This window comes from Solimonas marina (assembly GCF_012241385.1).
Taxonomy (GTDB): Bacteria; Pseudomonadota; Gammaproteobacteria; order Nevskiales; family Nevskiaceae; genus Solimonas; species Solimonas marina.
On the sequence record NZ_JAAVXB010000003.1, the window covers coordinates 357,359 to 382,615 of the forward strand.

At 64.9% G+C, this 25,257-nt stretch carries 21 protein-coding genes; 18 read left to right on the forward strand and 3 right to left on the reverse strand.

The annotated features are described in order from the left end of the window. Window positions 1-275 precede the first annotated feature (275 nt). Complete coding sequence (locus G7Y82_RS07890) at window positions 276-1,748, forward strand: sensor histidine kinase (protein WP_168147473.1); 1,473 nt, start codon at window positions 276-278, stop codon at window positions 1,746-1,748. A gap of 15 nt (window positions 1,749-1,763) precedes the next feature. Here G7Y82_RS07890 and G7Y82_RS07895 read toward each other — a convergent pair whose 3' ends face one another. Both G7Y82_RS07895 and metK read right to left on the reverse strand, forming a co-directional pair. Continuing rightward, window positions 1,764-3,404: an EAL domain-containing protein gene (locus G7Y82_RS07895; RefSeq protein ID WP_168147474.1), complete on the reverse strand. Its 1,641-nt coding sequence runs from the start codon at window positions 3,402-3,404 to the stop codon at window positions 1,764-1,766. Between the two features lie 248 nt (window positions 3,405-3,652). Further along, on the reverse strand, window positions 3,653-4,855 hold the full coding sequence (gene metK, locus G7Y82_RS07900) for a methionine adenosyltransferase (RefSeq protein WP_168147475.1): 1,203 nt from the start codon (window positions 4,853-4,855) through the stop codon (window positions 3,653-3,655). A gap of 215 nt (window positions 4,856-5,070) precedes the next feature. Between metK and tkt the strand changes: the two genes are divergently transcribed. From tkt to G7Y82_RS07970, 14 genes are all read left to right on the forward strand, one after another. Beyond that, window positions 5,071-7,071: a transketolase gene (tkt, locus tag G7Y82_RS07905; RefSeq protein WP_168147476.1), complete on the forward strand. Its 2,001-nt coding sequence runs from the start codon at window positions 5,071-5,073 to the stop codon at window positions 7,069-7,071. Between the two features lie 125 nt (window positions 7,072-7,196). Further along, on the forward strand, window positions 7,197-8,198 hold the full coding sequence (gene gap / locus G7Y82_RS07910; RefSeq protein WP_168147477.1) for a type I glyceraldehyde-3-phosphate dehydrogenase: 1,002 nt from the start codon (window positions 7,197-7,199) through the stop codon (window positions 8,196-8,198). A 76-nt stretch (window positions 8,199-8,274) separates the two neighbouring features. Beyond that, a complete protein-coding gene (locus G7Y82_RS07915) occupies window positions 8,275-9,453 on the forward strand; it encodes a phosphoglycerate kinase (protein ID WP_168147478.1) in 1,179 nt (392 codons plus the stop codon). An 85-nt stretch (window positions 9,454-9,538) separates the two neighbouring features. Beyond that, window positions 9,539-10,204 carry an NADPH-dependent F420 reductase gene (locus tag G7Y82_RS07920; protein WP_168147479.1) on the forward strand — a complete coding sequence of 222 codons (666 nt, stop codon included), beginning with the start codon at window positions 9,539-9,541 and terminating at the stop codon, window positions 10,202-10,204. A 63-nt stretch (window positions 10,205-10,267) separates the two neighbouring features. Beyond that, window positions 10,268-10,861: a LemA family protein gene (locus tag G7Y82_RS07925; RefSeq protein ID WP_168147480.1), complete on the forward strand. Its 594-nt coding sequence runs from the start codon at window positions 10,268-10,270 to the stop codon at window positions 10,859-10,861. Window positions 10,862-10,914: 53 nt separating this feature from the next. After that, the gene (locus G7Y82_RS07930) at window positions 10,915-11,769 is read left to right on the forward strand and encodes a TPM domain-containing protein (RefSeq protein ID WP_206370484.1); all 855 of its coding nucleotides are present in this window, start codon (window positions 10,915-10,917) and stop codon (window positions 11,767-11,769) included. A 1-nt stretch (window position 11,770) separates the two neighbouring features. Next, complete coding sequence (locus G7Y82_RS07935; RefSeq protein WP_168147481.1) at window positions 11,771-12,271, forward strand: TPM domain-containing protein; 501 nt, start codon at window positions 11,771-11,773, stop codon at window positions 12,269-12,271. 150 nt (window positions 12,272-12,421) lie between these two features. Further along, complete coding sequence (locus G7Y82_RS07940; RefSeq protein WP_168147482.1) at window positions 12,422-15,370, forward strand: DEAD/DEAH box helicase; 2,949 nt, start codon at window positions 12,422-12,424, stop codon at window positions 15,368-15,370. 136 nt (window positions 15,371-15,506) lie between these two features. Next, on the forward strand, window positions 15,507-16,349 hold the full coding sequence (locus G7Y82_RS07945) for an AAA family ATPase (protein WP_168147483.1): 843 nt from the start codon (window positions 15,507-15,509) through the stop codon (window positions 16,347-16,349). Window positions 16,350-16,521: 172 nt separating this feature from the next. Next, the gene (locus G7Y82_RS07950) at window positions 16,522-17,376 is read left to right on the forward strand and encodes an alpha/beta fold hydrolase (RefSeq protein ID WP_168147484.1); all 855 of its coding nucleotides are present in this window, start codon (window positions 16,522-16,524) and stop codon (window positions 17,374-17,376) included. Window positions 17,377-17,387: 11 nt separating this feature from the next. Continuing rightward, complete coding sequence (locus G7Y82_RS07955) at window positions 17,388-18,008, forward strand: VOC family protein (protein WP_168147485.1); 621 nt, start codon at window positions 17,388-17,390, stop codon at window positions 18,006-18,008. Between the two features lie 111 nt (window positions 18,009-18,119). Continuing rightward, window positions 18,120-19,193, forward strand: coding sequence for a Rieske 2Fe-2S domain-containing protein (locus tag G7Y82_RS07960; RefSeq protein ID WP_168147486.1), 1,074 nt, complete (start codon window positions 18,120-18,122; stop codon window positions 19,191-19,193). Window positions 19,194-19,230: 37 nt separating this feature from the next. Beyond that, window positions 19,231-20,199 carry a PDR/VanB family oxidoreductase gene (locus G7Y82_RS21405; protein ID WP_168147487.1) on the forward strand — a complete coding sequence of 323 codons (969 nt, stop codon included), beginning with the start codon at window positions 19,231-19,233 and terminating at the stop codon, window positions 20,197-20,199. 130 nt (window positions 20,200-20,329) lie between these two features. After that, on the forward strand, window positions 20,330-21,229 hold the full coding sequence (locus G7Y82_RS07970; RefSeq protein ID WP_168147488.1) for a SphA family protein: 900 nt from the start codon (window positions 20,330-20,332) through the stop codon (window positions 21,227-21,229). Window positions 21,230-21,243: 14 nt separating this feature from the next. Here G7Y82_RS07970 and G7Y82_RS07975 read toward each other — a convergent pair whose 3' ends face one another. Beyond that, window positions 21,244-22,140: a LysR substrate-binding domain-containing protein gene (locus tag G7Y82_RS07975; RefSeq protein WP_168147489.1), complete on the reverse strand. Its 897-nt coding sequence runs from the start codon at window positions 22,138-22,140 to the stop codon at window positions 21,244-21,246. Window positions 22,141-22,324: 184 nt separating this feature from the next. Between G7Y82_RS07975 and G7Y82_RS07980 the strand changes: the two genes are divergently transcribed. The 3 genes from G7Y82_RS07980 to otsB all read left to right on the forward strand — a co-directional run bounded on the left by G7Y82_RS07980 (window position 22,325) and on the right by otsB (window position 25,255). Next, window positions 22,325-23,134, forward strand: coding sequence for a citryl-CoA lyase (locus G7Y82_RS07980; RefSeq protein ID WP_168147597.1), 810 nt, complete (start codon window positions 22,325-22,327; stop codon window positions 23,132-23,134). Window positions 23,135-23,162: 28 nt separating this feature from the next. Further along, entirely contained in the window at window positions 23,163-24,323 is a 1,161-nt protein-coding gene (locus G7Y82_RS07985) for a CaiB/BaiF CoA transferase family protein (RefSeq protein WP_168147490.1), read from the forward strand. Window positions 24,324-24,484: 161 nt separating this feature from the next. Next, complete coding sequence (gene otsB, locus G7Y82_RS07990) at window positions 24,485-25,255, forward strand: trehalose-phosphatase (protein ID WP_168147491.1); 771 nt, start codon at window positions 24,485-24,487, stop codon at window positions 25,253-25,255. Window positions 25,256-25,257 lie beyond the last annotated feature (2 nt).

Here is a 25,257-nt window from a genome sequence, read left to right on the forward strand (position 1 = left end):
TTTCCGGCCCGCCAGGGAGCGTTGCCCCGCCGAGGCGTGACGCAATGTCGCGCCAAAGTCAGCAAACGCGGGCCGGGGCTCAATCGAGCGATGCCCCCGCCATGGATGGCCATGGCGCGGCGTCTGCCGGCAACACGACGCGTTTGCGAATCCCAGCTTCGGGGCGTCGAAATTCATGCGTGTCGTGCGGTCCGGCGCCGCGTTCGTCGCCGGCTGTCGCGGCGCCGGTGCGCGGCGCTACAGAATCGCGCGCCGCTGCCGACACCATTTGGGTCATGTCCGAGTCCCCGACCTTTGCCGCCGCAGCGCTGCCGCCTGAGGATCTGCGCGCGCTCGAGGCATTTCGCCAGAGCGCGCAGATGACGGTGATGGTCGGTGCCGATGGCTCGGTGCTGGCCGTCAGCCCGGCGGCGCTCGCCGAGCTGCCGGCGCTCGAGCACAGCTCTGCGTGGACGGTGTTCGGCGCGACCGGCGCCGACCCGGCGCAGCTGTGCGTCGAGGCTGGGCGTCGCGGCTGGGCCGGCGGCGCAATGCAGCTGCAGACGGCGACCGGCCGAGCCTGGTTCTCGCTCGACGTGCGCGCGACGCATGATCCGCTCGGCGGCGCGCCGGCCTACGTCATCAATCTCAGCGACCTGTCGACGCATCGCGCGCTCGAGGCACGCGCCAGCCAGAGCGAGCGGACGCTGCAGCTGGTGCTGAAGGTAGCGCCGGTGGCGCTGCTGATCAGCGATCGGCAGGACGGCCGACTGCTGTTCGCGACGGCGGCGGCCAGCCGCCTGCTGGCCTTGCCCGAGGACGCGCACGGTGATGTCGTCGCGCGCCTTTACGCCGCGCACGCCGATCACGATGCGATGCGTTCGGCGATCGGCGCCGGCGACACGTACGGCCCGGTCGATGTCGAGGGCCGTGCATTCAACGGTGCGGCGCTGAGTCTGCGCATCTCCGCGGTACCCTGCGTCTACGAGGGGCGTCTGGCCATCGTCACGACGCTGCTCGACATCGACGAAGTGCGTCGCTCGGAGCGTGCGTTACAGGCGGCGCTTGAGCACGAGCGCGACCTCAATCAGTTGCAGCGCCGCTTCGTGTCGATGCTGTCGCACGAGTTTCGCGTGCCGCTGGCGGTGATCGACAGCAGCGCGCAGCGCATGATGCGCAAGGCGTACGACATGTCGGCCGACGATATTCGCAAACGCGGTGTCCGCATTCGCGCCGCCGTGGCGCGATTGACCGAGACCGTCGATACCCTGCTTGAAGACGCGCGCATGGCGGAAGGCTCGCTGGAGTTCTCGCCGCGGCGCATTGACCTGATTCCGTTGATGCGCGCCATCATCCAGCAGCAGGCGGAATTGCAGCTGCGTCCGCGCATCGAATTCGCACACGACGAATCGCTGAAAGTAGACGCCGATCCGTTCATGGTCGAACACATGTTCGCCAACTTGTTGTCGAACGCCGTCAAGTACGCGCCGGACAGCGATTGCGTCTGGGTCGGCGCCGGACAACAAGGCGATCGTGCCGAGATCGTGGTGCGCGATCAGGGCGTCGGCATTCCGGCCGGCGAGTTGCAGCAGATCTGCAATCGCTTTTTCCGTGCCAGTACGTCGGCGGGGATTCCGGGTACGGGCCTGGGTCTGCATCTGGTCCGCCAGCTGGCCGAGCGCCATGGCGGCGAACTGCGGCTCGATAGTGCGGCCGGCGCCGGTACCACGGCGACGCTGAGTCTGCCAATACATCAGGCGCCGCGCTGAGCGTAGACGAGGCGCTCAGGGCTGCAGGCGTTCGATCAGCGCGGACAGCGGCATCGGCCGAGCGGCGAGGTAGCCCTGAATCGCATCGCAGCCCAGGCTGCGTAGCAGGCTGCGCTGTGCTTCGCATTCGACGCCTTCGGCGACGGTTTCCAGGCCGAGCGAGCGGGCTAGGCCGAGGATGCTTTCGGTGATGCGGCGATCGGCTTCGTTGGTTTCCAGTTCGGCGACAAAACTTCGATCGAGCTTCAGCGCGTCGAGTGGCAGCTCGCGCAGATAGCCGAAGCCGGCGTGGCCGCTACCGAAATCGTCGACCGTCAATTTGATGCCGAGCGCACGCAGCCGCCGCGCAATCGCCGCGGCGTGCGGCAGGTCGCCAAGCAGCGCGGTTTCGGTGATCTCGATCTCCAGCCATTTCGGTTCGACGCTGGCTTCCTTCAGCAGCTGCTCGACGTGCGCGGGCAGTTCGTCGCGCAGCTGGATCGCCGAGATGTTGACGGCGATGCGCAGGTCGATGCCGTGTGAACGCAGCCGTGCAAGCGCCCAGATGGCGTGCCGCAGTACCCAGTCGCCGAGCTCGCCGATCAGGCCGCAGCGCTCGGCCGTCGGGACGAACAGGGCCGGCGAGATCGACCCCAGTGATGGGTCGGTCCAGCGCAGCAGCGCTTCGGCGCCGACGATACGCGGCTCGCTCAGCGCGTACTTGGGCTGGAAATACAGTTCCAGGGCATCGCGCGCGATCGCCGACGGCAGCTGCTTTTCGATGAAGCGCATCGCCCGCAGTTCCTTGCGCCGGACCGCGTCGACCGTCGTGCACTGCGGGCCGGCGCGGACCAGCGACAAGCTCAGCGCGTATTCGGCCTCAGCCAGCTCGTCGAGAACATTGCTGCCGGGTTCGTGCGCGGAGACGACCAGCACCGGCGGCAGCGACCATTCACCACGGCGCAGCGGCTGCGACAGCCATTCGCTGAGCAGTGGCTGCAGCTCCGGGTCCGGCCAGACCGCGGCGATGCAGCGACGATTGGTGCCGAACCACTCGGCTCCGGGCGCCAGGCTGTCGACCCATTCGCGGACGTGATGTAGCGAGGTGCTGCGCTCGGCGAGTCGCTGCGCGTCGTCAGCCATCGGGCGGTCTTGTGCGGCGCCGAGCAGCAGGGTGTATCCGCGTGCCTGCAGGGCCGGCAGCCGGGCGCGAAGATCGTCCGCGTCGGGGAGTTCCGGTAGCGGGCGCTGGGTGGTGTCGTGTGAGCCATTGCTGCGCAACTGCAGTTGCTGGCGGGTGCGCGAGACGCTGGCGAGCCGTGTGCGGATGGTGCTGATCAGCAGGTCGAAGTCGGCCGGCTTGACCACGTAGTCGTCGGCGCCGAGGGCGCGACCGCGCAGGATCTGGTGTTTTTCGCCGTAGGCGGTCAGCAGCACGAACGGCACGGCGGCGAGGCGGTCCCCGCGGGCGCGCACCGCTTCAAGTACGGCCAAGCCGTCCATGCGCGGCATGTTGATGTCGCACAACACGAGATCCGGCGCGAACTGCGGCAAGGCATCGAGAGCGGCGCGTCCGTCGGCGACTTCGAGGACTTCATAGCCGGCGTCGCGCAATTCGTCGGCGAGATCGGCGCGCAGATCCGCCTCGTCTTCGACGCAGAGGATGCGCGCGCTCATGGCCGGAAGGGGGCGGCTGACGCGGCGCCGCGTCCGGCTAGCGATGCGGCGAGCGGTGGGCGGGGTCGGGGCGGCATGGGCATGGCGGCAGTCGGTGATGTCCTGTTAGCGGGACGTGCGTCGGCTGCGACAGGGCCGTCCGGGCGAGCGGTGTGCGCCGGCAGCCCGGCGGTCGGCATGGTTTGCTTGGCGAGCGGCGCCCACGAAAAAGGCCGCCCGGAGGCGGCCTTTTTGCGAAGCAGTAGGGCTTACTTCAGCTTCTTGGCATCGGCTTTGAGCATGTCGGCCTTGTCGGTCTTTTCCCACGAGAACGCCGTGAAGGTGTTGCCGTCGGCACCCTTGACCTCGAACGGCTTGCGGCCGAAGTGACCGTAGGCCGCCGTGAACTGATACATCGGGTGCACCAGGTCGAGCATCTTGGTGATGCCGTACGGACGCAGGTCGAAGTGCTTGCGCACCAGCTTTTCCAGCGACGCGTCGCTGATGGTGCCGGTGCCGAAGGTGGTGACCATGATCGAGGTCGGTTCGGCGACGCCGATCGCGTAGCTGACCTGCACTTCGCAGCGCTTGGCCAGGCCCGCGGCGACGATGTTCTTGGCGACGTAGCGCGCCGCGTACGCGGCCGAACGGTCGACCTTGGACGGGTCCTTGCCGGAGAACGCGCCGCCGCCATGACGGGCCCAGCCGCCGTAGGTGTCGACGATGATCTTGCGGCCGGTCAGGCCGCAGTCGCCGACCGGGCCGCCGATGACGAAATTGCCGGTCGGGTTGATGTGGAACTTGGTCTTCTTGTCGATCCACTTGGCCGGCAGCACCGGCTTGAGGATTTCTTCCATCACCGCTTCGCGCAGATCCTTGAGCTTGATGCTCGGGTCATGCTGCGTCGACAGCACGACGGCGTCGATGCCGACCGCGACGTCGTCCTTGTAGCGCAGCGTGACCTGGCTCTTGGCGTCCGGACGCAGCCACGGCAGCGCCGACTTCTTGGCCTTGCGGATCTTCGCCTGGCGCTCGACGATGCGGTGCGAGTAGTAGATCGGCGCCGGCATCAGCTCCTTGGTTTCGTCGCAGGCATAGCCAAACATGAGGCCCTGGTCGCCGGCGCCCTGTTCTTCCGGCTTCTTGCGGTCGACGCCCATCGCAATGTCCGGCGACTGCTTGCCGATCAGGTTCATCACTGCGCAGGTGGCGCCGTCGAAGCCGACCGCCGACGAGGTATAGCCGATGTCGGTGATGACCTTGCGCGTCAGCGCTTCGAGGTCGACCCAGGCGCTGGTGCTGATTTCGCCGGCGACGATCGCCACGCCGGTCTTGACCATGGTCTCGCAGGCGACGCGGGCGCGCTTGTCCTGCATCAGGATCGCGTCGAGCACCGCATCCGAGATCTGGTCGGCAACCTTGTCGGGATGGCCTTCGGAAACGGATTCGGACGTGAACAGGTATTCGGACATCGGCGGGAACCCTCGGGGGAATCTGTCTATACGGATGAACGGATTATTGTAAGCCAGCTGCGGCGGCCGGCATAGAGGCGCAAAGGCCCGCCCAGCGTGCTCGGCGCCTGTTGCCGGCCGATGACAGGCGCCCCGGGGTCGTTGGCGCTTTCTTGCCCGACCGGGCCCAAATCCGGACAATACGCCCCCATTTTGCCTGCCCGCCGCGCCGCCCCATGCCGACTCGTTTTGAACTTGCCAACGCCATCCGCGCGCTGGCGATGGATGCCGTCCAGAAAGCCAATATTGGCCATCCGGGCATGCCGATGGGCATGGCCGACATCGCCGAAGTGCTGTGGAACGACTTTCTCGTCCACAACCCGGCCAACCCGAAGTGGGTCAATCGCGACCGCTTCGTGGTGTCCAACGGCCACGGCTCGATGCTGCTCTATTCGCTGCTGAACCTGACCGGCTACGACCTGCCGATGTCGGAGCTGCAGAACTTCCGTCAGCTGCATTCGAAGACGCCGGGCCATCCGGAAAACTTCGTGACGCCGGGTGTCGAAACCACCACCGGCCCGCTCGGCCAGGGCCTGGCCAACGCGGTTGGTATGGCGATCGCCGAGCGCGTGCTCGCTGCGCACTACAACCGCGACGGCCTCGACATCGTCGACCACTACACCTACGTCTTCACCGGCGACGGCTGTTTGATGGAAGGCATCTCGCACGAGGCCTGCTCGCTGGCCGGCACGCTGGCGCTGGACAAGCTGGTCGTGCTCTACGACGACAACAACATCTCGATCGACGGCGAAGTCGACGGCTGGTTCCGCGACGACACGCCGGCGCGCTTCGAGGCCTACGGCTGGAACGTGGTGCGCAACGTCGACGGCCACGATGCCGAGGCGATCAAGCAGGCCATCGACGTGGCCCGCGCCAGCCGCGGCAAGCCGACGCTGATCTGCTGCAAGACCGTGATCGGCTTCGGTTCGCCGAACAAGGGCGGCAAGGCGTCGTCGCACGGTTCGCCGCTGGGCGAGGCGGAAGTCTCGCTGGTGCGTGAAAAGCTGAACTGGCCGTACGCTCCGTTCGAGATTCCCGACGCGATCCGCGCCGGCTGGGACGCCAAGGCCAAGGGCGCCGCCGCCGAGCAGAACTGGAACGTGTTGTTCAAGGACTACGCCGCCAAATACCCGGCCGAAGCCGCCGAGTTCGAGCGCCGCATGCGCGGCGAACTGTCGGCCGGCTGGGATGCGGCGATCGCCAAGGCCCTGGCCGATGCGGCCAAGGCCGAAAAGCCGAACGCCACGCGCAAGGCCAGCAAGGCGGTGCTCGATACCGTCGCCGCGGTGATGCCGGAACTGATCGGCGGTTCGGCCGACCTCGGCGAATCCAACTGCACCGATTTCAAGGGCCACGTCGCCCTGCGCGCCGGCCAGTTCGACGGCAACTACATCAACTACGGCGTGCGCGAGTTCGGCATGATCGCGGCGATGAACGGCTTGGCGCTGCATGGCGGCTTCGTGCCGTTCGGCGGCACCTTCCTGGTGTTCTCCGACTACGCGCGCAACGCGATCCGCATGGCGGCGCTGATGAAGCAGCGCAGCGTCTATGTGCTGACGCACGACTCGATCGGCCTCGGCGAAGACGGCCCGACGCATCAGCCGGTCGAGCACGTCGCGTCGCTGCGCCTGATCCCGAACGTCCACGTCTGGCGGCCGGCTGACGGCTACGAAACGGCGGTGGCGTGGAAGGCCGGCGTCGAGCGCACGACCGGCCCGACGGCGCTGGCGCTGACTCGTCAGAACGTCGACGCGCAGACGCGCAGCGACGCGCAGCTGGCAGACGCTGCGCGCGGCGGCTATGTGCTGTGGGAGCCGAAATCGGCGCCGGAAGCGCTGATCATCGCCACCGGCTCGGAAGTGCAGCTGGCGGTCCAGGCCGCGATCCAGCTTGCCGAGCAGGGGCGCGCGGTGCGCGTCGTGTCGATGCCCTGCGTCGAAGTCTTCATGCAGCAAGATGCGGTCTACCGCGACACGGTGCTGCCGCCGGAGCTGCGCAAGCGCCTCGCCGTCGAAGCCGGTGTCAGCCACTACTGGCGCGCTTTCGTCGGCCTGGAGGGCGACGTGATCGGCCTCGACAGCTTCGGCGAATCGGCGCCGGCCGCCGTCGTATTCAAGCACTTCGGCTTCACCGCCGAGACCATTGTCGAGCGGACCGTCAAGCTTCTGGCAAGGTAAATCTGTAAAATAGGCGCCCCGTTTTCGGGGCGTCGTTGTTTCAGGCTCCATTTTCGGCAATTTCCGTCGTGGAGCCGAACCGGGGCGGCGCGCCGCTCACTCCTTAAGACACAGAGGAAGCAGATATGGCAGTCAAGGTAGGCATCAACGGCTTCGGCCGCATCGGCCGCAACGTCCTGCGCGCCGCGGTTCAGAACTTCAGCGACATCGAGATCGTCGGCATCAACGATCTGCTGGATCCGGATTACCTGGCCTACATGCTCCAGTACGACTCCGTGCATGGCCACTTCAAGGGCGACATTGCCGTCAAGGACGGCGCGCTGTTCGTCAACGGCAAGAAGATCCGCCTGACGCAGGAACGCGATCCGGCCGCGCTGAAGTGGGGCGATCTGGGCGTCGACGTCGTCATCGAATCGACCGGCCTGTTCCTCGACAAGACCTCGGCCCAGAAGCACATCGATGCCGGCGCGCCGAAGGTCATCATGTCGGCGCCGTCGAAGGACGATACGCCGATGTTCGTCTACGGCGTCAACGACAAGACCTACGCCGGTCAGGCGATCATCTCCAACGCCTCGTGCACGACCAACTGCCTGGCGCCGCTGGCCAAGGTGCTGCACGACAAGTGGGGCATCAAGCGTGGCCTGATGACCACCGTGCACGCCACGACCGCAACGCAGAAGACCGTCGACGGCCCGAGCGCGAAGGACTGGCGCGGTGGCCGCGGCATCCTCGAAAACATCATCCCGTCGTCGACCGGCGCGGCCAAGGCCGTCGGCGTCGTCATCCCGTCGCTGAACAAGAAGCTGACCGGCATGTCGATGCGCGTGCCGACGTCGGACGTGTCGGTGGTCGACCTCACGGTCGAGCTCGACAAGCCGGCCAGCTATGACGAGATCAAGGCCGAGATGAAGGCGCAGTCGGAAGGCGCGCTGAAGGGCATCCTCGGCTATACCGAGGACAAGGTCGTCGCCACCGACTTCCGTGGTGATGCGCGCACGTCGATCTTCGACGCTGACGCCGGCATCGCGCTCGACTCGACTTTCGTCAAGCTCGTCAGCTGGTACGACAACGAGTGGGGCTACTCGAACAAGTGCCTGGAAATGGCACGCGTCGTCGCCGCCAAGTAAGACCTGAAAAGGGCGGCCTAGGCCGCCCTTTTCATTTGTACCGCCGAACTCTTTCACCCTCATTCATAAGGAAGCCATGTCCGTCCTTCGCATGTCCGACCTCGATCTGACCGGCAAGCGCGTGCTGATCCGCCAGGATCTGAACGTGCCGGTCACCCACGGCAAGATCACGTCCGATGCGCGCCTGCGTGCGTCGCTGCCGACGCTGAAGCTCGCGCTCGAGAAGGGCGCGTCGGTGCTCGTCATCTCCCACCTCGGCCGTCCCAAGGCCGGCAAGGTCGATCCGGACGCATCGTTGACGCCGGTCGCGGCGTGGCTGTCGAGCGCACTGGGGCGCACCGTGCCGCTGATCACCAACTGGATCGACGGCGTGGCGCTGGAGCCGGGCCAGATCGCGCTCGGCGAGAACACGCGCTTTCTCGAAGGCGAAAAGAAGGACGACGAGGCGCTGTCCAGGAAAATGGCGTCGCTGTGCGACGTCTATGTGATGGATGCGTTCGGTACCGCGCATCGCGCCGAGGCCTCGACGCACGGCGTCGCCAGGTTCGCGCCGGTGGCCTGTGCCGGTCCGCTGCTCGCCGCCGAGCTCGATGCGCTGGGCCAGGCGCTGGCGCAGCCCAAGCGCCCGCTGGCGGTGATCGTCGGTGGCAGCAAGGTCTCGACCAAGCTCGATCTGCTCAACAACCTGGCCGACGTTGCCGATCAGCTCATCATCGGCGGCGGCATCGCCAACACCTTCCTCGCCGCGGCCGGCTACAAGGTCGGCAAGTCGCTGTGCGAGATGGACATGCTCGACACCGCCAAGGAAATTCGCGCCAAGATCCAGGCCCGCGGCGGTGACATCCCGCTGCCGGAAGACGTGGTCTGCGCGACCGAATTCTCGGCCGAGGCGCATGCCGTGGTGCGCAAGATCGATGAGGTCGAAGCCGACGAGATGATTCTCGACATCGGTCCGAAGTCGGCAGCCAAGCTCGCCGCGCAGCTCAAGAGCGCCGGCACCGTGGTCTGGAACGGTCCGGTCGGCGTCTTCGAGTTCGACGCGTTCGCCGGCGGCACCAAGGCGCTGGCCGATGCGATCGCGGCCAGTGATGCGTTCTCGCTGGCTGGTGGCGGCGACACGCTGGCGGCCATCGACAAGTTCAGTGTTGCCGACAAGATCGGCTACATCTCGACCGGCGGCGGCGCCTTCCTCGAGTTCCTCGAAGGCAAGACGTTGCCGGCGGTGGCGATGCTCGAATCGCGCGCCAAGGGGTAAAACCCATTCGCGCCGCACGGCGCGTGTCGTTACAGTGCGGGCGGGTCCGGTGACGGGCTCGCCCGTTTTTCGTGGTGGGGGAACCATGCAGATTGGGGTATTGGGGTCCGGTCCTGTGGCGCGCGCGCTGGCCGCGGGCTTCGCGGCGCGGGGGCATGAAGTGGTGCTCGGCACGCGTGACGCGTCGCGGCTGGTGGCGTGGAGCCGCACGCAGCGCGGTGTCGGCGTCGCCAGTTTTGCCGAGGCAGCGGCATTCGGCGAACTGTTGGTGCTGGCGGTGCGCGGCTCGGTCGCGAATCGTGCCTTGCGCCTGGCCGGCACGCCGAATCTGGCCGGCAAGACCATCATCGACGTCTGCAATCCGGTGGCCGACGGCGCCTCGTCGGCTGGCAGCCTGCGCCTGTTCACATCGTTCGACGAGTCCTTGATGGAGCGTCTGCAACGCGAATTCTCGACCGCACGCTTCGTCAAGGCGTTCAACGCCGTTGGCGCCGCGATGGTCGCCGATCCGCAATTGCCGGGCGGTCCGCCGACCATGTTCATCTGTGGCAACGACGCCACCGCCAAGGCGCAGGTGACGCCATTGTTGGCCGCGTTCGGTTGGGAGCCGGCCGATCTCGGCGGCGCCGAGGCGGCGCGCGTCATCGAGCCGATGTGCCTGCTGTGGGCGATGCCGGCGATGAAGCGTGGTGGTGTTGCGCACGCGTTCAAACTGCTGCGCGCAGCGCCCGGCGAAACCCATCCAGCTTGAACCCCGGGGATTCACCCCCATGCCTTTGACGTGCCGCGGATTTCGCGACTAGGAGTGCACCGAATGAAAAAGCTGCTGATGATCTTCTCGCTGCTGGCCGCCACGACGCTGCTCGGCGGTTGTGGCTACAACACGTTGCAGAGCCAGGACGAGCAGGTCAAATCGACCTGGGCCGAGGTCCTCAACCAGTATCAGCGGCGTGCCGATCTGGTGCCGAATCTGGTCAATACGGTGAAGGGTTATGCGCAGCACGAGGAAAGCGTGCTGACCGAGGTGACCAATGCACGCGCCAAGGTCGGACAGGTCAACATCAGCAACGACAGCTACAACAACGCCGACCAGCTCAAGCAGTTCGCCGCCGCGCAGGGTCAGCTGAGTTCGGCCCTGTCGCGCTTGCTGGTGGTGTCGGAGAACTATCCGCAGCTGAAGGCCGACGGCCTGTTCCAGACCTTGATGGCGCAGCTCGAAGGCACCGAGAACCGTATCACCGTCGCGCGCAACCGCTATATCCAGGCGGTGCAGGATTACAACACGACGGTGCGCTCGTTCCCGTCCAATCTGACCGCCAAGTTCACTGGCGCGCAGGTCAAGCCGAGCTTCACCGTTGAAGACGAAAAGGCGATTTCCAAGGCGCCGACCGTCGACTTCGGCAAGTGATCGGCGCCACCCACACGGCGATGCGGCGCCCGCTGGGCAGGCGCCGCGTCACGATGTCGGGTCTGGCGCGGCTGTGTGCGGTGCTGATGCTGGGCCTGATGGCGCTGGCGCGCGCCGAGGTTGCGGTGCCGCCGCTGAAGTCGCGCGTCACCGATCTGACCGGCACACTCGACGTCGCGCAGCAGGCGGCGCTGGAGCAGAAGCTGGCGGCTTTCGAGAAGGCCAAGGGCAGCCAGATCGCGGTGCTGATCGTGCCGACCACCGCGCCGGAGGCGATCGAGCAGTATTCGATTCGCGTCACCGACCAGTGGAAGCTCGGCCGCAAGGGGGTCGACGACGGCATTCTGTTGCTCGTCGCGCGTAACGACCACAAGGTCCGCATCGAGGTCGGCTACGGCCTCGAAGGCGCGGTGCCGGACGCCACCGCGCATCGCATCATCGACGAGACGCTGTTGCCGCACTTTCGCAAGGGCGATTACTACGGCGGCATCGATACGGCGGTCGACCAGTTGATCCAGGTCGTCAACGGCGAGCCGCTGCCGCCGCCACCGAAGCACAGCGAGGGGCGCGACAGCCGTGGCGGCAACCTCATTGGCCTGCTGATCTTCACCTTCGTCGGCGCGCAGTTCCTGCGTCGCATTTTCGGCACCGGGCTGGGCTCAATCGGCGCCGGCGGCGCGGTCTTCGTCATTGCCTGGCTGCTCAGCGGTGCGTTTCTCATTGCACTGTTCTTCGGCGTCGTCGCGCTGGTGATGACGCTGTTCGGCGGCCTGCCGCTGGGCGGCTGGAATTCGCGCGGCGGCGGCTTCGGCGGCGGTGGCTTTGGTGGCGGCGGTTTCGGTGGTGGCGGTGGCTTTGGTGGGGGTGGCGGTGGCTTTGGCGGCGGTGGTGCGTCGGGAGGATGGTGAGATGAGTCTGTCGCGCATGTTCCGTCATTTGCTGACCACGCCCTGGCAGGTCCGCCGCGCGTTCGGCGTCACTGCGCTTGACGCCATCCAGGACGCGGTGCGTGCCTGCGAGGCGCGTCACCCCGGCGAAATCCGCTTCGCGGTCGAAGGCGCCTTGCCGCTGCCGGCGCTGTGGGCCGGGCTGACGCCGCGTGCCCGAGCGGTGAAGGTGTTTTCCGACCTCGGCGTCTGGGATACCGAGCACAACAACGGTGTGCTGATCTACGTGCTGTTCGCCGACCGCGGCGTCGAAATCGTCGCCGATCGCGGGGTCGGCGATGCGCGGGTGCCGCCGTCCGAGTGGCAGGCCTGCTGCCGGCTGATGGAGGCGCAGTTCCGCGAGGGGCGTTTCGCCGAGGGTGCGATCGCCGGCATCGAGGCCGTGGCCGGGGTGCTGGCGCGCTACCCGCCGGCGCGTCCTGACGTTGGCAACGAGCTGCCGGATGCGCCGGTGATGCTCTAACTGCCGGTCGAAATCCGGTCGGGCGATGCAGCACATCGCCGCAGGCTCTACACTGACAGTCTTTTGACTGCCGGAATGCCTGATGCGCGAGATGCGCGCGCACCTCAAAACGTTTGCCGCTAGGCCGCTTCGCGCGGCGGGTTCGCGCTGATGGCGGGCCGGACTGCGGCTGACGACCTGCAACGCTGGCTCGCCGATGTCGAGTCCGGCGGTACGGCCGCGCCGATCGGCGAGGGGGCCGTCTGCCTGCTCTACCTGCTTGATCTGGAGCCTGACGGCGCACACCTGCCGTCGCTCAACGTCGTCAGTGCAAGGCGTCGCGCCGACGGCGGCTACGGCAGCGTGCAGGCGCAGCCGAAGGCGGCGCACAGCCACGCGCGTCAGGTCGGCGAGTTCGATCGCCGCCTGCTGCAGTTCATTGAGGCGCGCCAGGGCGCGCATGTCGGCCCGCCGTGGCGGCTTGAGGGCGAATGGGGCGTGGCGGTGTTGCGCGAGCTGCTCGGTAGCGGGCGCTGCCACTGGCAGAGCGAACAGGCGCCGCCGCTGAGTCTGGGCGACTCGCGGCCCGGCCAATTCCGCTGGCAGCTCGACACCCGGGGGCGTAGTCGTCTGCAACTCGATGTGGAGCCGGCGGCGACCGCGCTGCCGCTGCAGCCGCCGTGGTATGTCGACCCCGGGCACACGATGGCCGGACCCATCGACAGCGGCGTGCCGGCGGCGCTGGCCGGCAGCCTGCTGTGCGCGGCGCCCGCGGCGCCGGATGAGGTGGCGACGCTGGCCGCGCGCTGGCCGGAGGCCTTGGGCGAATATGCCGAGCGCGTGCCGCCACCGCCGCCGGTGCGTTTCCGGCGCCGCCGCGATGTGCAGCCGGTGCCGGTGCTGGCACTGCGGCAGAGCTGGCTGTCGCAGTCCTGGGCGCGCGAGGAGGCGATCGATGCGGCGACGTTGAGCTTCGACTACGCCGGCCTGCGCTGCGCGCCGGATACGCCGCCCGGCCCGCTGACGCGCGTGCAGGGCAATCAGGTCACACAGATCGAACGCCAGTTGCGTCGCGAGCAGGAACTGCTGGCGCGCCTGCACCGTGCAAGACTGACGACGGTGCACGACTACTACCACAAGCCGACGCCGCTGCTGGCGCCGCCGCCGAGCATCGGTCGCGTCGGCTGGGTCGACTTTCTCGCCGGCGAGGCGCCCAAGCTGCGCGCCGACGGCTGGCGCCTGGAGATCGACCCCGACTTCCCGTGGCGCTTGCACGAGCCGGACGAGGAATGGTCATTGCGGATCGACAGCAGCGGCGGCTGGTTCGACGTCGGCCTGCAGATTTCGATCGACGGCCGCGAGATGCCGCTGTTGCCGCTGCTGGTGTCGTTGCTGCGGCAAAACGGGGACAAGCTGACGCCTGCCAAGCTGCGGGCATTGCCGGACGATGCGCCGTTGATCGTGCGTGACGACGCGGGCCGCCTGATCCGCCTGCCGGCGGCCCGCGTGCGGCCGATCCTCAGCACCTTGATCGAGCTTTACGACGAACAACCGCTGGAAGCCGATGGCCGCCTGCGTCTGCCGCGCTGGGCCGGTGTGCTGCTCGACGATCTCGGCAGCGGTGCCAAGCTGCAGCGCGATGGTGGCGGCCCGCTGCATGACTGGGGCGCACGCGTGCGCGCCGCCGGCGCGACGATGGCGCCGCCGGCCGGCTTGCAGGCGGATCTGCGGGATTACCAGCGCGAAGGCCTGGCCTGGCTGCAGATGCTGCGCGAATACGGCTTCGGCGGCGTGCTGGCCGACGACATGGGCCTCGGCAAGACGCTGCAGACGCTGGCGCACATCCTCACCGAGAAGGTCGCCGGCCGACTCGACCGCCCGGTGCTGATCGTCGCGCCGACCAGCCTGGTCTTCAATTGGCGCCGCGAGGCCGCGCGCTTCACGCCGGATCTGCAGGTGCTGGTGTTGCATGGCAGCGACCGGCGCCGGCGCTTCGCCGCGATCGAACATGCCGACGTGGTGCTGACGACTTACGCGCTGCTGCCGCGCGATCTCGAACACCTGCGTCGCCAGCGCTGGCATCTGCTGGTGCTCGACGAGGCGCAGAACATCAAGAATGCGCGCTCGAAGGCGGCGCAGAGCGTCGGCAAGCTCGATGCTCGCCATCGTCTGTGCCTGTCCGGCACGCCGCTCGAAAATCATCTCGGCGAGCTGTGGTCGTTGTTCCACTTCCTGATGCCGGGCTATCTCGGCGACGACGCGCAGTTCCGGCGCCGTTTCCGCACGCCGATCGAGAAGAACGACGATGCCGAGATCCGCACGCAACTGGCGCGGCGCATCGCGCCGTTCCTGCTGCGCCGCACGAAGAACGAGGTCGCCAGCGAACTGCCGCCGCGCACCGAAATCATTCGCAGCGTGCCGCTCGAAGGCGGGCAGCGCGACCTCTACGAAACCGTGCGCGCGGCGATGCAGGAAGAAGTGCAGGCCGAGATCGAGCGGCGTGGCATCGCACAGTCGCGCATCGCCCTGCTCGCGGCGCTGCTGCGGCTTCGTCAGATCTGCTGCGATCCGCGCCTGCTGAAGACCGACGAGGCGCAGGCGGTACGCGAGTCGGCCAAGCTTGACCTGCTGATGACCTTGCTGCCGGAGCTGCTGCGCGGTGGACGTCGCGTGTTGCTGTTCTCGCAGTTCACGTCGATGCTGGAGTTGATCGAAGAAGCCTTGCGTGAGCGCGGCATCGACTATCTGCTGCTGACCGGTGCGACGCAGGACCGCGAGTCCTTGGTCGACCGCTTCCAGGATGGCGAAGTGCCGCTGTTCCTGATCAGCCTCAAGGCCGGTGGCGTCGGTCTCAACCTGACCGCCGCCGACACCGTCATCCACTACGACCCGTGGTGGAACCCGGCGGTCGAAAACCAGGCGACCGATCGCGCACATCGCATCGGCCAGGACAAGCCGGTGTTCGTCTACAAGCTGCTCAGCGAAGGCACGGTCGAAGAAAAGATCGCCGAACTGCAGTCGCGCAAGCGCGCGCTCGCCGAGGCGCTGTTCGCCGAGTCGGCGGAGAGCTTGCAGCTCGACGACGAGTCGCTCTCCGACCTGTTCGCACCGCTCGGCTGAAACGCGAAGATGAACCACAGATCACACAGACTCCACAGATTTATAGAGCCTTAGGCGGCGCAACTTCTGAAAATTTAAGTCTGTGAAATCTGTGTAATCTGTGGTTAAAAGTCTTTCTGAAACTGGGATTCGCAACATGCGCTTTGAAGGTACCGATACCTACGTCGCGACCGACGATCTGATGATGGCGGTCAATGCTGCGGTGACGCTGCAGCGGCCGCTGCTGGTCAAGGGTGAACCCGGCACCGGCAAGACCCAGCTGGCGCGCGAGATCGCCCGCGGCCTCGGTCGGCCGATGCTCGATTGGGCGATCAAGTCGACCACCAAGGCCCAGCACGGCCTCTACGAGTACGACGCGGTGTCGCGCCTGCGCGACTCGCAGCTCGGCGACGAAAAGGTCAAGGACATCGGCAACTACATCGTCCGCGGCAAGCTCTGGGAAGCCTTCGAATCGACCGACCAGCCGGTACTGCTGATCGACGAAATCGATAAGGCCGACATCGAGTTTCCGAACGACTTGCTGCGCGAACTCGACCAGATGGAGTTCTACGTCCACGAGACGCGGCAGACGGTGAAGGCCAAGAACCGGCCGATCATCATCATCACGTCGAACAACGAAAAGGAGCTGCCGGACGCTTTCCTGCGCCGCTGCTTCTTCCACTACATCCGCTTCCCGGAGAAGGAGACGATGCAGAAGATCGTCGACGTGCACTTCCCGGACCTGAAGAAAAATCTGACCAAGGAAGCGATGGAAGTGTTCTTCGGCCTGCGTGAGCTGCCGGGCCTGAAGAAGAAGCCGTCGACGTCGGAGCTGCTCGACTGGCTGAAGCTGCTGATGGCCGAGGACATCGACCCGACCGTGCTGCGCGACGCCAGCACCAAGAAGACCCTGCCGCCGCTGTACGGCGCGCTGCTCAAGAACGAAGCCGACGTCCACCTGTTCGAGCGCGTCGCGTTCATGGCGCGACGTTCGAGCTGAGCGCCATCGCCGTGCGCGTGCGCGTGCGCTTTCGCTGCGATGCGCGGCGGGCAATGGTTAGTGATCGCGTCGATCGTTTTTATGGAAATTAATCATTTTTAAACATCGATGACTCGCTCTATCTTCTGACTCACGACATCAGTCGTGCGCCAAGACGCGAGGAGATCATTGGATGGAGCGGCACACGCTTACGAGCGACCTGGACCCGGCGAAGGCTGGCAGCGGCTTGAATGCGGTGCCTGCGCTGCTGATGCTGCCGGGCATGCTCTGCAACGAGCAATCGTGGCTTGCACAGCAGCAGGCGCTGGCGCCATTGCTGCATAGCGAGGTTGTCCGCTACCCACTGTCGCGCTGCCGTTCGCTGACTGATATGGCAGCGCATGTGCTCGAAGCCGCGCCGTCTTCATTTCTGCTGGCCGGGCATTCCATGGGTGGACGCGTCGCACTCGAAATCCTGCGCTTGGCGCCCGAGCGGGTCGCGGGACTGTGTCTGATCGGCACCGAGCATCTGCCAAACCCTGGCGGCGAGCGTGGCCAGCAAGAGACCGCGGGGCGACTAGCACTGCTGGAGACAGCGCGCAGGGCTGGCATGCGCGCGATGGCTGAAGCCTGGTTGCCGAATCTACTGCCAGAAGCGCGTCGCCAAGATGCATCGCTCGTCGAGGCGATCACGCAGATGATGGCCGATCACTCGGCTGAGCAGCTGCAGGCCTACATCGAAGCCGGTGCCAGCCGCCCCGATTCGACCACACTGCTTTCGGCGATCACGGTGCCGACCCTGCTGATCGGCGGCAAGCAGGACCGTATTCGTCCGCTGGCGATCCTCGAAGACCTGCATCGGCTGGTATCCGGCAGCACCTTGCTCGCCATCGACGGCTGCGGGCACATGCCGATGATGGAATACCCCGAACCCGTCAATGCCGCCATGCGCGAGTGGGTCTTGCGCTGTCTGGCGGACAACCCTTCGGATCCGCCGGCCGCTTCCGGGCGGCCGATCCGCAATGCATCGTCAACATTATCGTCGTGAGGAGCCAAGCCATGGAAAGCACCGCCACAGCCGTGCGCGATTCGTCCGGAATCGAAAAAATTCGACTGCTGCGTCAGAACAATCGGGTCGGAAAGCTGCACCACCACGCCTATATGGCGCGCGACATGGAAGCGACGCGGCATTTCTACGAAGACATTCTCGGCTTGCCGCTGATCGGCACCTGGGTCGAGCGGACCAATCCGGTGACCGGCCAGCCGGACAACTACGTCCACACGTTCTTCGAACTGGCCGACGGAAGCTGCATCGCGTTTTTTCAGTTCAAGTCGGCGGACTCCAGCCTCGCGCAATCCGTCAACAAGTTCGATGACGTCAATCCGTTCGCCCACCACATCGCGTTGACGGTGCAGGGCAAGGATACGGTGCGCTATTTCAAGGATCGTCTGGCGAAGGCCGGTGTCCAGGCGTTCGAAACCGATCACGGTTATTGCTATTCGATCTATTTCCACGACCCGAACGGCATGCAGGTCGAACTGACCACCCTCGTTCCGGAGACGGATGAAATGATGGGCGCTGCCGGTTCAACGGCGCACGAGACACTTCGTCGCTGGTTGGAAGAAGACGATCTGGCGACCAACAACACGCATCGCGGCGCCGGTTGGGTCGAGGCCTGAACGGCGGCTGTCACGGCCTGCGGGAGTGGGCCGGCCAGTGGGGCGATAGCAAGCGCCGACGACCGAGTTCGTAATCGCCGGCCGATGATGCAGAAACGCGGAGGAGAATCCATGTATCCCTATGCAGATGGCCTGTGGGCCCCGAGAAACCAGTGGTACGTTGCCGGCTGGAGCAATGAAATCACACGGCAGCCGCTTGAGCGTTGGCTGCTTGACGAGCCGGTCGTGTTCTATCGCACCGAGGCTGGCCAGATTGTGGCGATGCACGGGCGTTGTCCGCACCGGCAGTTCCCCCTTGCAAAAGGTAATGTGGTAGGCGATCGCCTCGAATGCAGCTATCACGGGTTCACGTTTGACAAGACCGGCGCCTGTGTACGCATTCCGACGCAGACCAAGGTGCCATCGTCGTGCCGAATTGCGTCATACCCGGTGGTCGAGCGCTGGCAATGGTTCTGGATATGGATGGGTGACCCCGCGCTGGCTGACGAGTCGCTGATTCCCGATCACGACACTGTGAAGCTGACGGCTCCCGGCTGGCATGCCGTGCCGGCCGCGACACATTTGCTCAAAGCGCGTCATCAACTCATGCACGAAAACCTTTGCGATCTTTCGCATCTGACCTTCCTGCATCCCGGCATCATCGGCGTTGACGATGTTGCGGCAACCGAGTTCGAGGTGCAGGGCGCAAGGGACTGGTTTCGTGACGAACGCACCATGCTCAATCAGGAGCCGACGGGCTTCTTCTCCGACATCCTCGGTTATCACAAGCCGATCGACCGGCTGATGTCGATGGAATTCTTCCTGCCATGTCTGCATCTGGCTGCAGAAATTTTCCTCGCGCACGATAAGAAGGAAGGGGAGCCAGGAAGAGAACTCGGCGCTTACAAGGTTCACCATGCGGTTACGCCATCTCGTGCGCATGAAACCCATTACTTCGTAGCGTATTCACGGAACTTCGCCGTTGATGACCAGCGCGTGACGGACATCATCAACGCGGCATTTGCGGCCGTGCTTCAGCAGGACGTCGATGCCGTCGAGGCGCTTGAGGCCATGCTGCAGCGCAGCGGCGAACGCCAGTTCAAAGATTTTCTCGCGCGTGGTGATGCCACTTCCGTGCAGGTCCGTCGCGCGATGGAGGCGCTGATTCGCTCCGAGCAGAAGGGGGCGGCCAGCGCGGCTGCCTGACGTCCCATGTTCGGTATTCATCAGACGGAGTTGACTCGTGAGTCATAGCTGGACGACGGTGACGGTGGCCGCTCGTCGAGACGAAGCGGAGGCTGTGATTAGCCTTGAGCTAGTGCCTGAGCACGGAGAGGCGCTGCCGGAATTTACGGCGGGGGCACATATCGACGTGGAAGTAGCGCCCGGGATGATCCGCCAGTATTCGTTATGCGGATTCCCGGGCGATACATCGAGCTATCGGATTGCCGTGCTGCGCGAACCTTCATCTCGCGGTGGATCGCAGGCGATACACGACGGGGTGAGCCCCGGCAGCAAGGTGCGCATCAGCGTGCCGCGCAATCACTTTGCGCTCGCCGATAACGCGCCACATAGCATTCTGTTGGCTGGTGGAATCGGAATCACGCCGATCCTCAGTATGGTCGAAGCGCTGAATGATGCCGGGCAATCGTTCGAGCTTCACTATTGCGCGCGCAGCCGGGACCGCTGCGCCTTCTTCGATTTACTGCAAGCTGCCCCCTATTGTGACCGCGTGCGGTTTTACTTCAACGACGATGTGTCTCAGGCGCGGCTCGATGTCGACGATTTGTTGGCGGCGCGTCGCGACGATGCACACGTGTATGTCTGCGGACCCGCTGGATTCATCGAACATGTAGTCGCCGCTGGCCGGCGGAGAGGATTTTCCGACGCCCAGCTGCATCGAGAATTCTTCGCTGCGCAGCCAGTTGCCACACGATCCGCCGATGATGCGTTCGAAATTCGTCTGCAGCACAGTGGCCGCACGCTGCAGGTCCCGGCAGACATGACGATCGCGCAAGTTCTGTCGGCACACGGCGTGGACGTCGAATTGTCCTGTGAGCAGGGCGTATGCGGTACCTGTCTGACATCGCTGCTCGATGGCGAGGCTGACCATCGCGACTTTTTCCAGACCGAGGAGGAACGGGCGGAGCACAAGCAGATCGCGATCTGCTGTTCCCGCGCGCGGTCGCCGCTCTTGACGCTCGATCTCTAGATATCGCCGGCGTGCCCGGCGATGACTGCCTTTCCCAATGAAGTTTGCTTGTGCCTTGACGGGTGCAACGGCGACTTGCGGCTTGCGATCGCGCAGCCGGAAATGACAACAACAATATGGAGGAGACGCGATGCTAAAAATCAAAAGCCTTGTTCTGCTGAGCGGGATGCTCGCCTGCGGCAGCGCCGCAGCCGCAGAAAACGGCAATATTTCGTGGCCGATCGGTGTCAATACCGTGCTCAACGGCGTTGCAACGCAGGCGGGTGAGACGCGGCTCTACAACTACAGTCTCTATTACAAATCGGACAGGCTTGCCGACTCGGATGGTCACCGATTGCCGGTGTCGACCGACGTCGACATCTTTGTCGACGCCATTCGCATGGATCATGGCTGGGCCAGGACGTGGGGAAGCGTACATTTTGCTACCGGCTTCGTCCTGCCGATTGCGAATGTCTCTCTCGACATCGCCGGAAGCAAGAGTTCCAGCTTGGGTATTGGAAATCTAAGCCTCAAACCACTCATCATCGGCACGCACAACGCGTCGATGACGTTCTTCCAGCAAATCGCACTGCTTGATCTGGATGTGCCGAGCGGTTCGTACAACAGCGACCGCTCCGCGAATGTAGCGTTGCACTTCTATTCGTGGCAGCCGAACTACGGATGGACCTGGTTCGTGAACCCGAAAGTGGAGATTGGCGGAACGCTGTCGGCTGCCATCAACACAAAGAATCACGATACCGACTATCACGCTGGCTGGATGCTGCATTACGAGCAACTGGTGGCGTACGCGCTGAGCGAAAGTGTGCAACTTGGCATTCAGGGCTTTTATTTCCGACAGATGTCGGATGACAAGCAAGACGGGAAAGTCTATGACGGTGGCTATCGGACTCGCGGTGCGGCTCTGGGGCCGCAGCTGCGTTACACGATTCGCCCGGGTGTCGCTGTCGTGGCCAAGTATCAGCACGAGTTCGCCTCGGAAAACCGCGCGCTGGGCGATCGCTTCTGGTTGCAGTTCACGCTACCGCTCTAAGTGGCCTCGCAATTTCAGCTGATGTGTGATTCCGGTTGATTCAAGAGCTTGCGCACGACCTGTGCGAATTCGCGGCCGCCGGTGGCGCCGCTGCCGCCACGCCGCCATAGCAGGCCGGGTGTTCGTATCGGCGTCGGGTTTTCGAGCGGCACGATGCGCAGCCCGTCGCTTTCTGCGACTGCCGTGGCGCCGACGATGCCGGCTAGATCAGTGCGGCGTATCAATTCGATCATCGGCGCGATCGAGTTGAGTTCGACGACCACTTGCGGTTCGGCACCGGCGGCACGGAAGTACTCGTCCAGCAACTGCCGTGTCGAGAACATCGGCGGCAGCAGTGTCATGCGCAGGTTGTGCAGTTCCACCATGCGCAGTCGTTTGCGCGCTGCCAGTGGGTGGTGTTTTGCGATCACCAGGACGAGCTCTTCGTTGTACAGCGGCTCGAACCACAGTTCGTGTTCTTCGAGCGGGCGATAGGCGACGCCGAGATCGAGAGTGTCCGACATCAGACTCTCGACGATGCGTTGCTGCGAGAGCTCCTCCACGGTGATTTTCAGCGCGGGATAGCGCTCGAGGAACGTGGCGATGCATTGAGGTACCAAGCGCGTGTTGAAGCTGTGCGTGGCGCCGATGCGCAGATGTCCCTGCAACACGTCCGGCGCGGTCTGCAGGGCGTTGAGCGTGCTGTCGATGCGCGCCAGCGCCGGAAGAATGCCGTTCAGTAGCGCGCCGCCGGCTTCGGTCATGACGACGCGCTTGCCTATCCGCTCGAACAACGGGGTGTTCAGTTCATCTTCGAGCTGTTTGATCTGATGCGACAGCGTCGATTGTGTGACGTGGCATTTGTCGGCGGCGCGCGTGAAGTTGAGCGTTTCGGACAGTGCGGCGAAGTAGCGAAGGTGGCGGAGTTCCATCGGAAATAATCAGTGATGACGTCGATTGTTCTTATGGAAATTTATCACTTTTGTATTTGGTTTCCAGCCTCTAGTCTGGGCACCACAAAGTCCATCGCGCTGCCGCGGATATGCGGTCATGCGCTGCAGGCGTGCGTCCCCGCGGACTCGCCTGGTGAAGTCCCCCGAACAAAAGGATTACGTCATGAAAATCGGTAAGGAGACCATCCCGCGTACCGCGATCTGTACGTCGAATGAGGAGACGATCGTCGTGCGCGGTCTCGACTTGTGCGGCGACGTCATCGGCAAATTGTCTTTCAGCGAGTACTTCTATTTGTTGTTGACCGGACAGCGGCCGCAGCCGGCGGCGCAGGCGGTTCTCGACGCGACGCTCGTGGCGATCACCGAGCACGGCTTGGTGCCGAGCGTGCAGGCGGCGCGGATGACGTATGCGGCGGCGCCGGAAGCCGTGCAGGGCGCGGTGGCAGCCGGACTGCTGGGCTGCGGTTCAGTGATCCTGGGGGCCGCTGAGCAGGCCGGCGAAATGTTCGAACGGATCGAAACCACTCGTGCGGAGAGCGGAATCTCGCTGGACGATGCCGCCGCAGTGGTGGTCCGCGACTACCGTGCTGCGCGGCGCCCCGTTCCTGGCTACGGGCACCCGTTACACAAAGCGCGTGACCCGCGCGTGGCAGCGCTGTTCGATGTCTCGCGATGTGCCGGTGCCTCCCAGCGCTTCGTCGAAGTGGCCGAGGCGGTCGAGCGGGTGATTCCGGACATCGTCGGCAAGGATTTGCGGCTCAATGTCTCCGCCGCGATTCCGGCGGTACTGCTGGGCGTCGGCTTTCCGCGCCGCGCGTTGCGAGGCATTCCCATCCTTGCGCGCAGCGCCGGATTGATCGCCCATCTGTTTGAGGAAATGAATCATTCGATCGGTTTCGCGCTGTCCTATCAGGCGACGCGTGAAGTGCAGTACGACGGTGAAGTGCCCACCGGCTTCGCCGCGGACGCCTGATCCGGAACCCATTCACGAGGAGCGTTACATGGCCAAGGTTCTCGCCGGCGTTCGCGTCATCGAGCAAGGCACTTTCATCACTGGACCGAATGCCGGCATGTTGCTCGCCGACCTCGGCGCCGAAGTCATCAAGGTCGAGCAGCCCGGCAGCGGCGATCCGTTCCGGGCCTTTCAAGGCGGGCTCTACAGCCCGCATTTCCAAACGTACAACCGCAACAAGCGCAGCATTACGCTGAACACCAAGACGGCCGAGGACCGCGAGCTGTTGGACGCGCTGATCGGTGAAGCGGACGTTTACATCCAGAATTTTCGCCCTGGCGCCGCGCAGCGCTTGGGCGTCGACGCAGCGCGCTTGCGCACGCTCAATCCAAAGCTGATCTACTGTGCGATCAGCGGCTTTGGACAGGACGGCCCGGCGTCGACGCGGCCTGCCTATGACACCGTCGCGCAGGCTGCGAGCGGCTTTCTCGGACTGTTGATCAATCCGGCGAACCCGCGTGTCGTCGGTCCGGCGCTGGCCGATGCGCTGACTGGCTTTTACGCGGCCTACGGCATTCTTGGCGCCTTGTACGAGCGCCAGCGTACGGGTGTCGGACGCCTGGTCGAAGTGTCGATGCTCGAATCGATGTGCCACTTCAATCTCGACGCATTTACCCACTTCTTCTCGGAAGGTGAGGTGATGACGCCCTACAGTCGGCCGAGCGTGTCGCAGTCTTACGTCCTGAAATGCGCGGACGGCAAATGGATCGCGCTGCACATGTCGTCACCGGAAAAGTTCTGGCAGGGTCTGGCCGATGCGATCGAAATGCCGGACCTCTTCAATGATCCGCGCTTTGCCAAGCGCGAGGGCCGCATCGAGCATCAGGAGCGTCTGATCGAGTTGCTCGGTGAGCGCTTCGCGCGGCACAAGCGTGCAGAGTGGTGCCGTCGCCTGGAGGCCGAGGATGTGCCGCATGCGCCAATGTATGACAGCAGCGAGGCGCTACAGGATCCCCAGGCCCGGCATCTACAGCTGGAGGTCAGCGCGCCGCATCCTGAAGGCGGCGTGTGGCGAACGGTGCGCTCGCCAGTGAGCTTCGATCACGAGCGCGCGCTTGACGTCACAGCGCCGCCGCTACTCGGTGAATCTGACGAGTCGATTCGGCGTGAGCTGAGCAAGAAGCTGCGAAAAAAAGTCGAGGCAGCATGAAATCCCGAATAGTAGGGTGCGCTGCATGGAGCAGCGCCCAGGTGCAGTCGCCGTGATCCTTCTCGTGCGCGGTATTCCTCGGGGATGGATCTGAATATCAGCTGAACCTATTGAAAACAAAAGATTTGTCCTGAAGTCGGCGATGGTCCACACTTGGGCGAATGCACACTTCTGGTAAGACCTCGCCCGACCTGTCCGCGCCGCCGTTGCTCGATGCGCGCGATGCACTGTTTCTCGATTTCGACGGGACGCTGACGGAAATCGCGCCGCGACCCGAGCTGGTCTACATCGAGCCGACACTCACTGATTTGATCGAGGGCGCACAGCGTCTGGTCGGGGGGGCGGTTGCGGTTGTCAGCGGCCGGCCACTCAAGGAGATCGACCATTTCCTGATGCCCTTGCAGTTGCCCGGTGCCGGTCAGCACGGCGCGGAGCTGCGTATGCACGGCAACGCCACGCCGCAGCGCCGCGTGTGGCCAGGCGTCGCCGCGGCGGCGTTCGATTTGCGCGGTCGTTTCGGCGGTGATGGCGCGCTGATCGTCGAGCAAAAGGGCGCGGCGGTTGCCGTGCATTATCGTGCGGCGCCGGAGCGGGCGGACGAATGCATTGCGGTGGCGCGAGCGGTGGCCGAGGCTCACGGTCTCGATGTACTGGTCGGCAAGATGGTGGTCGAGACGCGACCGCGCGGCTTGCACAAGGGCCTGGCGGTTGATGCGCTGCTGTCGCGACCGCTGTTCCGCGGCCGGCGGCCGGTGTTCATTGGCGATGATACGACCGACGAAGATGGCTTCGACGAGGCCGCGTCGCGTGGTGGCTATGGCATCAAGGTCGGCGACGGCGAGACGCGCGCACGCTATCGGCTGGAGAGCGTGGCGGCCGTTCACGAATGGTTGCAGGACAGCGTACGCGCCGGCGTTCGCGAGCGGGCGTAACG

Coding starts and splice junctions, on each gene's coding strand:
- G7Y82_RS07890 (WP_168147473.1), top strand. CDS start 276: ATGTCCGAGTCCCCGACCTTTGCCGCCGCAGCGCTGCCGCCTGAGGAT.
- G7Y82_RS07895 (WP_168147474.1), bottom strand. CDS start 3,404: ATGAGCGCGCGCATCCTCTGCGTCGAAGACGAGGCGGATCTGCGCGCC.
- metK (WP_168147475.1), bottom strand. CDS start 4,855: ATGTCCGAATACCTGTTCACGTCCGAATCCGTTTCCGAAGGCCATCCC.
- tkt (WP_168147476.1), top strand. CDS start 5,071: ATGCCGACTCGTTTTGAACTTGCCAACGCCATCCGCGCGCTGGCGATG.
- gap (WP_168147477.1), top strand. CDS start 7,197: ATGGCAGTCAAGGTAGGCATCAACGGCTTCGGCCGCATCGGCCGCAAC.
- G7Y82_RS07915 (WP_168147478.1), top strand. CDS start 8,275: ATGTCCGTCCTTCGCATGTCCGACCTCGATCTGACCGGCAAGCGCGTG.
- G7Y82_RS07920 (WP_168147479.1), top strand. CDS start 9,539: ATGCAGATTGGGGTATTGGGGTCCGGTCCTGTGGCGCGCGCGCTGGCC.
- G7Y82_RS07925 (WP_168147480.1), top strand. CDS start 10,268: ATGAAAAAGCTGCTGATGATCTTCTCGCTGCTGGCCGCCACGACGCTG.
- G7Y82_RS07930 (WP_206370484.1), top strand. CDS start 10,915: ATGTCGGGTCTGGCGCGGCTGTGTGCGGTGCTGATGCTGGGCCTGATG.
- G7Y82_RS07935 (WP_168147481.1), top strand. CDS start 11,771: ATGAGTCTGTCGCGCATGTTCCGTCATTTGCTGACCACGCCCTGGCAG.
- G7Y82_RS07940 (WP_168147482.1), top strand. CDS start 12,422: ATGGCGGGCCGGACTGCGGCTGACGACCTGCAACGCTGGCTCGCCGAT.
- G7Y82_RS07945 (WP_168147483.1), top strand. CDS start 15,507: ATGCGCTTTGAAGGTACCGATACCTACGTCGCGACCGACGATCTGATG.
- G7Y82_RS07950 (WP_168147484.1), top strand. CDS start 16,522: ATGGAGCGGCACACGCTTACGAGCGACCTGGACCCGGCGAAGGCTGGC.
- G7Y82_RS07955 (WP_168147485.1), top strand. CDS start 17,388: ATGGAAAGCACCGCCACAGCCGTGCGCGATTCGTCCGGAATCGAAAAA.
- G7Y82_RS07960 (WP_168147486.1), top strand. CDS start 18,120: ATGTATCCCTATGCAGATGGCCTGTGGGCCCCGAGAAACCAGTGGTAC.
- G7Y82_RS07970 (WP_168147488.1), top strand. CDS start 20,330: ATGCTAAAAATCAAAAGCCTTGTTCTGCTGAGCGGGATGCTCGCCTGC.
- G7Y82_RS07975 (WP_168147489.1), bottom strand. CDS start 22,140: ATGGAACTCCGCCACCTTCGCTACTTCGCCGCACTGTCCGAAACGCTC.
- G7Y82_RS07980 (WP_168147597.1), top strand. CDS start 22,325: ATGAAAATCGGTAAGGAGACCATCCCGCGTACCGCGATCTGTACGTCG.
- G7Y82_RS07985 (WP_168147490.1), top strand. CDS start 23,163: ATGGCCAAGGTTCTCGCCGGCGTTCGCGTCATCGAGCAAGGCACTTTC.
- otsB (WP_168147491.1), top strand. CDS start 24,485: ATGCACACTTCTGGTAAGACCTCGCCCGACCTGTCCGCGCCGCCGTTG.